The organism is Nesterenkonia flava (assembly GCF_031432335.1).
Taxonomy (GTDB): domain Bacteria; phylum Actinomycetota; class Actinomycetes; order Actinomycetales; family Micrococcaceae; genus Nesterenkonia; species Nesterenkonia flava.
Genome location: NZ_JAVKGT010000053.1, coordinates 1 through 8,136, shown reverse-complemented (window position 1 = coordinate 8,136; position 8,136 = coordinate 1). Strand labels below are relative to the sequence as shown.

The following is an 8,136-nucleotide window of genomic DNA, read 5'->3' as shown; positions in this document are numbered from 1 at the left end:
TGACTCTCCTTCAGGACCTACATAACGGCCCTGCCACTAAGTCTGACGCGCGACAGGGCCACCACCGCGAAACCCTTATCCCTATCTTCGCTGCGTGAGCCCATCACCGCTGTATTGCGATGTACTTCGTCACCTGATAGTCGTTCAACCCGTCAACGCCGCCCTCACGGCCAAGGCCGGATGCCTTCACGCCACCGAAGGGTGCGCGAGCTTCAGAAATGATGGGGCGATTGATCGCCACCATGCCCGACTCGATACCGTCGGCAATGCGCATCGTACGCTTGCCGTCTTGACCGTAGAGGTAAGCAACGAGACCATACTCCGTGCGATTGGCGAGTTCGATCATCTCGTCATCCGAATTTGTGCGGTAGACGGCTGCGATTGGCCCGAACAGTTCGTTCGACCACAAGTGGCCCCCGACCGGGGCGTCCACGATCACGGTCGGCTGGTAGAAGTAGCCGGCACCTTCAATTGGTTCGCCGCCGGTGAGCAAGCGTCCGCCTTCTTCAACGCCACGCTCGACAAACCGGTGTGTCTCGACACGCTGCTTCTCACTGATCATCGGCCCGATTTCTACACCATCTTCAAGCGCATGACCCACCTTGAGCTGCTGCACCGCGGCAACAAACTTCTCAACGAACTCGTCAAACACTGCGGTGTGCACAATGATGCGGTTCGCGCCCACGCACGCCTGCCCCGCATTGCGGAACTTCGCGACAAGTGCACCGGCGACCGCCTGATCGAGATCGGCGTCAGAGAGCACCATAAAGGGCGCATTGCCGCCGAGCTCCATCGAAGAAGCCAAGATGTTGTCAGCAGCTCCTTTCAGCAGCGACGCGCCCACCGGGGTTGAGCCGGTGAAGCTCACCTTGCGCACACGCGAATCCTTCAGCAGACGGGATGACATGGCGGCAGACTTGGTTGTGGGGAGGAGATTCACGACACCTGCCGGCACGCCAACCTCATGGAAGATCTTGACCAGCCACGAACTCGACAGCGGCGTAAAGCCTGCTGGCTTGATGATGCTAGTGCAGCCCGCTGCAAAGGCGGCGGCCAGCTTGCGGGTGACCATGGAGAACGGAAAGTTCCACGGAGTAATCAGTAGCGCAACCCCGACCGGCTCCTTCTTGGTGACCATCCAATACTCGCCAGACGGAGACGCTGCGAAATCACCGCGATCTGCGAGCACCAGCTCGCTGTACCAGCGGATGAAGCTCGCACCATAGCGCACCTCGGCTCGCGCCTCTGTCAACGGCTTGCCGGCTTCAGCCGAGATGATCTGTGCGATATCCTCGGCCTGATCCATGACCGCGTCATACACTCGGCGCAGCAAGTCGGCACGCAATTCCGTGTTCGTTAACTTCCACTCGCTAAATGCCGCTGACGCCGCATCCACTGCTGCATCCCATTCGCGCTCGCCGGTATCCGCGACGCGGCACAGGGCAGTCCCGTTTCCGGGGTCGCTGACCTCGAATGAGGCATCACCGTTGACAGGAGTCCACGCTCCGTCAACATAGGCGCCCTTCGGAACAGACTCGATCACTTGCTCGTACGAGGTCACACTCACTTCTCTTCTCCGATCATAATCAGCTGACGAATCTCCCGGGCGTGCTGCAGGTCATCGAGTGCCTCGTTGAGACCGTCGAGGCCGATTCGCTTCGTGACCAGCTTCTCAAGCTCAAGCTTGCCCTGGCGCCATAGGTCGACGTAGACCTTCAGATCTTCGTTGGCGTCACCAGAACCGTGATACGAACCAATGATCTGCTTCGACTTGAAGACCACGTCGAGAATGCTGATTTCAGCAGTCGCATCGGGGTGGGGGAGGCCCACGGAGACCAGGCGCCCGCCTGGGCGGAGCATGGTCACACCCATTTCGAAGGCCGGCTTGACCCCGGCGGCCTCGATGACCACATCGTAGTGCTCGCGTTGCACGGTGTCGGGAATGACAATGTTCGTGGCACCAAACTCGCGCAGTATCTCGTGCTTCGAAGCGGCGGGCTCAACAACGTCGACTACTGCGGCACCGAATGCCCGAGCAACGAGCAACGCAGAAAGACCCACGCCGCCCGCGCCAACGATAGCCACACGCTCGCCTTCGCGTACCCGAGCCGCGTTCATCACCGCACCACCGCCCGTGATCACCGCGCATCCGAGCAGCGCGGCAATCTCAAAAGGCACATCATCGTCGACTTTGATCACTGAAGACTGGTGCACGACGGTGAAGTTCGCGAACGCGGCCACATTGCTGTGGTGAAAGAGCGGCTCGCCGTTCTCCGAAAGAAATCGCTCGCCGTGCAACAGCGTCCCAGCGACGTTTGCCTCGAGCGCGGGCGCGCAACGCTCGCCGCCGCTATCGACACACAGATCGCACTCCCCGCACGCAGGCTGAAACGTAAAGGTGACGCGGTCACCGGCAGCTACGCCCTGCACGTCTGGGCCAACCTTGACGACACGGCCACTTGCTTCGTGCCCGAGCACGAGCGGCACCGGGCGCTCGCGGGAGCCGTTTACGACGGACAGGTCGGAGTGGCAAAGACCCGCGACCATAACCTCGACGAGCACCATCTTGCCAGTCGGGTCTGCGAGGTCGACCTCGCGAATCTCGATCGGCTTTGAGTCTGCGAATGGCTGGCCCGCGTGGCAGGTAGTCAGCACAGCTGCTGGAGTTTTCATGGACATTATTCCTTTCCGAGCGCGAGTCTGGCGAGTTCTTCGCCGAGCGCCAAAGCTGAGGTCGCCCCGGGGGAGGGAGCGTTGCGGAGAATGGTCAGCCGATCCTCGCTGTGCAGAACGAAATCGTCTTCGAGTTCACCCTGAGAACTCACCGCCTGCGCGCGAATACCGCGAGTCAATGAGGTGACCCCGGTGCCTTCGATGCGAGGAACGAGCTCCTTTGCGCCCGAAAGCAGACCGCCAGGCCCGAGCACCTCTGGCAGGAGCTTTGCAGCCTGCCCCATGTTGCGCATCGCCATCTTCCAGAACCCGAGGTGGGTGGCCATGCTCGACAGATCGCCAACGCTGGTGCCCATGCGCCCGTACTTCTCTCGTGCGAACGAAAGGTACGCGTTCGGCCCAATCATCATTCGGCCGTCGAGACGGGGGGTGATATGCACACCAAGAAACGGGTACTTCGGGTCGGGCACCGGGTAGATGGCCCGCGACACGAGGCCGCTGTCGTGCTCGTTTAACAGGTAGTACGAGCCGAAGAACGGAACGATGATCGGGTACTTTGCGTCACCGGCACGTCGAGCGATGCGGTCGCTCTGCAAGCCGGCGCAGATCACCACATGGTCGAACTGGTGCTCGTCGCGGTTCGTGGAAACTAACACGCCCGTCGCGTGAGTGGTGATGTCGAGCACTTCTTTGCCGAGCGAGATCGTTGCCCCGGCTTGTTCGGCCTGCTCAGCGAGCTTCTTCGCGACCGCGGAGAAATCGATGATGGCAGTGCCCGGTGACAGAAGCGCCGCGTCGCCCTGCACATTCGGCTCGAGCTCGGTGATCTCATCGGTCTGCAACCACCTGACCCCGGGCACCTCGTTGGCCGTTGAACGCTCGAACACGTCCTTAAGCAGTTCGGTTTCTTCGCTGCCCTGCGCGACGACCAGCTTGCCGAGCTCCTCATAGCGCAGACCGTGGTCGGCGCAGAACGACTTCAGCTTGTTCACGCCACGTCGGCAGAACTTCGCCTTGTTCGAACCAGGGGTGTAGTACAGGCCTGCGTGCACGACGCCTGAGTTGTGACCTGTCTGGTGTGAACCAATCGAGCTCTCCTTTTCAAAGAGCTGCACGTCGAGGGTCGGGTCGGCCTTCTTCAGTTCGTAAGCGGTAGCAGAACCGATGATCCCGCCACCGACGACCGCAATCTTCTTCGTCATAGTTCCTATCCAATTCCGAGCATGAGAGGTACGAACGAGATGGCGGCAAGCGCAACCAACATGATGCCGTAGAAGGGAACGGCACCTCTGATCACGGTTTTCACCGGGTAGCCCGTCACTTCGCTCAGAGTGAAGAGCACGAGGCCAATCGGTGGAGTGAGCAAGCCGATCATGAGATTGAAGATGATCACGATACCCATGTGGATCGGATCCAGGCCGAACAGAGGTGCCAACGGTGCGAGGACAGGCACGAGGATCAGGATTGCCGACGTAGGCTCGATGATCGCACCAATGGCAAGCAGAACGAGATTGAGCAGAATCAAGAACACGAAGGGGTTCTCGGTGAGCCCAAGTACCGACTCGGCGAGCTCTTGCGGAACCCGCTCACGAGCTAGCACCCAACCAAAGAGCGCGGCGTTAACCACGATGAACATGATCGACGCGGACGTCGCGGTGGAGGTACGCAGCGCCCCGAGCAGCGCCTTGGGGTTGAGACCACGGTAAATCAGACCGAGAACCAGCACATAGACCACGCCAGCTGCCGATGCCTCGGTCGGGGTGAAGTACCCGGCCAAGATGCCACCGAGCACGATGACGGGCGCGCCAACTGCCGGCAGGGTGCGCAGGAACAATATCCACAGCCGCTTCGCCCCGACTCCCTTCTCGTCGCCCTCCTGCACGGTCGTGAGCTTGCGCATCTTCAACGCGACGTACGCGATGAACAGCAGCGTGATGACGAGGGCGGGGAAGATGCCTGCGACGAAGAGGCTCGACACGGACACGCCGGCGGTGATTGCATAGACGACCGCCGGAATACTCGGTGGCACCATCGGTGCGATGAGCGAGGATGCGCCCGTGAGACCGAGCGAGAACCCAGCCGGGTAGCCGCGCTTGACCATCTGCGGCACCTGGATCTTACCCATCGCAGCAGCGTCCGAGATTGCGGCCCCCGAGACGAGAGAGAACCCGACGCTGGTGCCGACATTGACGTAGGCGAGGCCACCGCGCACACCGCGCAGTGATGCACTGGCAAAGTCATACATACGGTCGGTGATGCCCGACGCGTTCGCCAGGTTGCCAAGCAGCACGAACATGGGGATGGCGAGCAACGCGAACGAGTTGCCGCCGTTCATAAGCTGCTGGATCGCGATGCCAAAGGTGGCCTGTGGGTCGAACACGATGTAGAGCAGGCTCGGCACAAGCAGCGCGAAGCCGACAGGCACTCGCAGAAGAATGAGTACGAGGAGGAGGAGAATAAGAATTGAGATGCTCATACGATGGGCTCCACTTCTCCGCCATCAACTACGCCGCTGCCCGTGATCAGGTATTCCAGAGAGTGAATCGTGATCAACGCGAACCCGACGACTGGCGCGGCATAGATGTAGGCCATTGAGATTCCGGTTGCGGGTGACAGGAGCCCGCTCATTTGGTCGAGAAACTCGATGCCAGCCCAAGCAGTCACCACAGATGCCACGATGACGACCGCGGCTGCGAAGCGCACGATCCATTTGCTGGCGCTTCGCGACACCAGGTCTGAGATAAAGGTGACCACAATGTGAGCATTCTTCGAGGCGAGATACGCGCTACCCATGAAGATCATCCATACGAAGGCGTATCTTGACACTTCCTCTGTCCACACCAGGGGATTAGCGAGGAGGTATCGGGTGGCGAACTGCGTCACCAACAGCACTGTGACCGCGGCCAAGAAGGTGACCGCAACGGTTTCCTCGAAACCGGCGATCACCTTCTTGAGTCGAGCAAGTGCGCTCGGGCTTGCTGACATGGGCCTACTGCTCCTGCGCTGCAATCAGCTCTCGGTAGAGCTCCGAGAAAGGCTGGCCTTCGCTCAGTTCTGCACGCACAGCATCACGGAACTCGGTGACGTCGATTTCGTGCACCTCGATGTCATCGCCGGCCTCGAACTCGGCGCGGATGCTCTCTTCCTGCTCCACGACGCAGTCGTATGCGGCCTCTGCTCCCGCAGCGATGCCCTCTTCGAGCAGAGTCTGCTCGTCGGCAGTCAGGCTCTCCCACACGGTCTCGCCGACCGAGATGTGCAGCGCCTGAACCATGTGCCCCGTGAGTGACAAGTGATCTTGCACTTCCTGCAGGTTCATGGTCTTGATGGTGGGGAAGGGATTCTCTTGCGCGTCGACCGCACCTTGCTGGAGCGCAAGGTAGAGCTCATCGAGTGCCATCGGCGTGGGGTTGCCGCCCATCGCGGTGATGTTCGTCTTGTAGAGCGGCGCGTCAGGGGTGCGCAGCTTTAGGTTCTTGAGATCGTCGGGGCTCTCAACTGGTGTATTCGCGGTGATGTAACGTGTGCCGTAGTACCACCCGGGGAACACCTTCATTCCCGAGGCCTCCTGTGCATCCTCGAGCACTCCGAGCACTGCCTCCGAATCGCTGAGATCGCGCAGCGCCTCGGCGTTCTCGAAGAGGTAGCCCGCATCGAGCACGTTGAAGGGTTCGTAGTAGACGCCGATGAACGAGGGGCCGTTGATTGACATATCGAGGTTTCCCGAGAAGACCTGCTCGAGCGACTCGGTCTCACCGCCAAGCTGAGCAGCGGGGTAGGTCTCGACCTGCAGCGTCGAACCATCCAGGTGATTGCGCAGTGCCTCCATGCCGCACGCTTCGATCGGGTGTGAGGGTTCCATGAAGTGTGAAAGACGAAGTGTGCGCACGTCTCCGTCGGCGGAATCGCCTTCGTTGCTGCCGCTGGTGCCGCTGCAGGCGGTCAGTGCGAGCGCACCCACTGCGACCATTGCAGTGGCGTACTTGCGAATACTTGTTCGGGGCATTCGTGTCCTCCTTGATCAGATGCCTACCGATTCACATTGCATTCCATGTGATTCACATTACATTACATGTTGCGCGCTGCATGCAACAGATGGGAGACGAGGCTCGTATGTTTGTTATCGATTTGTAATATTGCGTGATGTGCGCCCTTGTGCGCGGCAAGACCCCGAGGCCCCGGTCGCGGGGCCTTCGAGCGAATCAGTAGTCGCGATACCACTCGCGCTCGACCGGAAATTTGAGGCGCTTGAGATAGTTCTCACCGGTGATCCGAATGTGATCACGCATGTGATGCTCGGCGGCAGCCTCGTCACCGTCAACGACCGCTCGAAGGATACGCTCGTGCTCAAGATTGAGTGCGTCCCATGAGCGAGTTGGTGTGCGGGTGAACACCCCCCTGCGGTAGGTGCTGTCTCTCGCAGCCTTGAGCGCCCGAAACATGTGCGAGTTGCCGGCGGCTTCCACCATAACGTCGTGAAAGCGAATGTCGTTATCGATGAATGCGGCCTGGTCTTGCTGCTTGGAGGCCTCAACCATCTGAGCGAAATAGTGTTCGAGTTTCTCGACGATGCTCGAGCTATCGGGAGCGGTGCGAGCGGCCAGTTTCGCAGCAATAGGTTCGAGCACGTGGCGCATCTGAAACGCTTCGAGAATGTCACCGTCGGTGACGGCAATGACGGTGAAGCCCTTGTTCTTCACCGTGCGCAAAAGGCCCAGTTCTTGCAGTTGCAGCACGGCCTCACGCGCGGGGGTGCGCGACACCCCCAGTTGCGCCGCGAGATCCGATACCGAATAGATCACGTCTTGGTCAAAGGTATCTTCCATGATCCGGTCAAGAAGATAGTCTCGCACCTGGCTCGTGAGAGAATCCCCTCGTCGGATACCGCTCATGTCGAAGACTCCCCCTGGCAAATCGCTGAATACGCACTGTAGAGCAAAGCCTAGCTGTATTGTCCTGAGAGGTTAGTGACGCGGCTGGCTGGTGGCTGACCTTTGAGTGAGGTGTGGCCTCGATGGTGATTGTAGTGATGGAGCCAGGCCGGGAAAGCGGCGACACGGTCTGCTTCTGAGGTGTACGGGCGGGCGTAGGCCCATTCGTCGAGCAGGGTGCGGTTGTAGCGTTCGACCTTGCCGTTGGTTTGCGGCCGGTACGGGCGGGTGCGTTTGTGCTTCACACCGTCTCCGAGGGCTGCGGCGAAGGCGTGGGATCGGTAGCAGGCGCCGTTATCGGTTAGGACCCGTGTAACGGTGATCACGCAGGACTCAAAGTAGGCCTGGGCCCGTTTCCAGAACCCTGCGGCGGTGTCTTTGCGTTCGTCGTCGAGGATCTCGGTGTACGCCAGCCGTGAGTGGTCATCGACCGCGTTATGCAGGTAGTGGTAGCCCGGGCGCCTCGGAAACCACATGCCCGTCGTGGCGGACCATTGCCCAGATCTTCCGATGCCCCCACGCCGGATGGGCC

At 60.4% G+C, this 8,136-nt stretch carries 8 protein-coding genes; all 8 read right to left on the bottom strand.

The genetic code is table 11. The features are described 5' to 3' along the window. Nucleotides 1-103 precede the first annotated feature (103 nt). The gene (locus RH857_RS13195; protein ID WP_310538441.1) at nucleotides 104-1,561 is read right to left on the bottom strand and encodes an NAD-dependent succinate-semialdehyde dehydrogenase; all 1,458 of its coding nucleotides are present in this window, start codon (nucleotides 1,559-1,561) and stop codon (nucleotides 104-106) included. A gap of 2 nt (nucleotides 1,562-1,563) precedes the next feature. Then, the gene (locus RH857_RS13190) at nucleotides 1,564-2,673 is read right to left on the bottom strand and encodes an alcohol dehydrogenase catalytic domain-containing protein (RefSeq protein ID WP_310538440.1); all 1,110 of its coding nucleotides are present in this window, start codon (nucleotides 2,671-2,673) and stop codon (nucleotides 1,564-1,566) included. 5 nt (nucleotides 2,674-2,678) lie between these two features. Continuing rightward, nucleotides 2,679-3,875, bottom strand: a complete 1,197-nt coding sequence (lhgD, locus tag RH857_RS13185) for an L-2-hydroxyglutarate dehydrogenase (protein ID WP_310538439.1) — start codon at nucleotides 3,873-3,875, stop codon at nucleotides 2,679-2,681. Nucleotides 3,876-3,880: 5 nt separating this feature from the next. After that, nucleotides 3,881-5,149, bottom strand: a complete 1,269-nt coding sequence (locus tag RH857_RS13180) for a TRAP transporter large permease (RefSeq protein WP_310538438.1) — start codon at nucleotides 5,147-5,149, stop codon at nucleotides 3,881-3,883. Continuing rightward, complete coding sequence (locus RH857_RS13175; RefSeq protein WP_310538437.1) at nucleotides 5,146-5,658, bottom strand: TRAP transporter small permease; 513 nt, start codon at nucleotides 5,656-5,658, stop codon at nucleotides 5,146-5,148. The genes RH857_RS13180 and RH857_RS13175 overlap by 4 nt, the downstream gene beginning before the upstream one ends. A 4-nt stretch (nucleotides 5,659-5,662) precedes the next feature. Next, on the bottom strand, nucleotides 5,663-6,679 hold the full coding sequence (gene dctP, locus RH857_RS13170) for a TRAP transporter substrate-binding protein DctP (protein ID WP_310538436.1): 1,017 nt from the start codon (nucleotides 6,677-6,679) through the stop codon (nucleotides 5,663-5,665). 196 nt (nucleotides 6,680-6,875) lie between these two features. After that, the gene (locus RH857_RS13165) at nucleotides 6,876-7,565 is read right to left on the bottom strand and encodes a GntR family transcriptional regulator (RefSeq protein WP_310538435.1); all 690 of its coding nucleotides are present in this window, start codon (nucleotides 7,563-7,565) and stop codon (nucleotides 6,876-6,878) included. A 50-nt stretch (nucleotides 7,566-7,615) separates the two neighbouring features. Continuing rightward, nucleotides 7,616-8,136 (bottom strand): integrase core domain-containing protein (locus RH857_RS13160; protein WP_310538434.1); only part of this gene is annotated, 521 nt, incomplete at its 5' end.

Coding starts and splice junctions, on each gene's coding strand:
- RH857_RS13175 (WP_310538437.1), bottom strand. CDS start 5,658: ATGTCAGCAAGCCCGAGCGCACTTGCTCGACTCAAGAAGGTGATCGCC.
- lhgD (WP_310538439.1), bottom strand. CDS start 3,875: ATGACGAAGAAGATTGCGGTCGTCGGTGGCGGGATCATCGGTTCTGCT.
- RH857_RS13180 (WP_310538438.1), bottom strand. CDS start 5,149: ATGAGCATCTCAATTCTTATTCTCCTCCTCCTCGTACTCATTCTTCTG.
- RH857_RS13165 (WP_310538435.1), bottom strand. CDS start 7,565: ATGAGCGGTATCCGACGAGGGGATTCTCTCACGAGCCAGGTGCGAGAC.
- RH857_RS13190 (WP_310538440.1), bottom strand. CDS start 2,673: ATGAAAACTCCAGCAGCTGTGCTGACTACCTGCCACGCGGGCCAGCCA.
- dctP (WP_310538436.1), bottom strand. CDS start 6,679: ATGCCCCGAACAAGTATTCGCAAGTACGCCACTGCAATGGTCGCAGTG.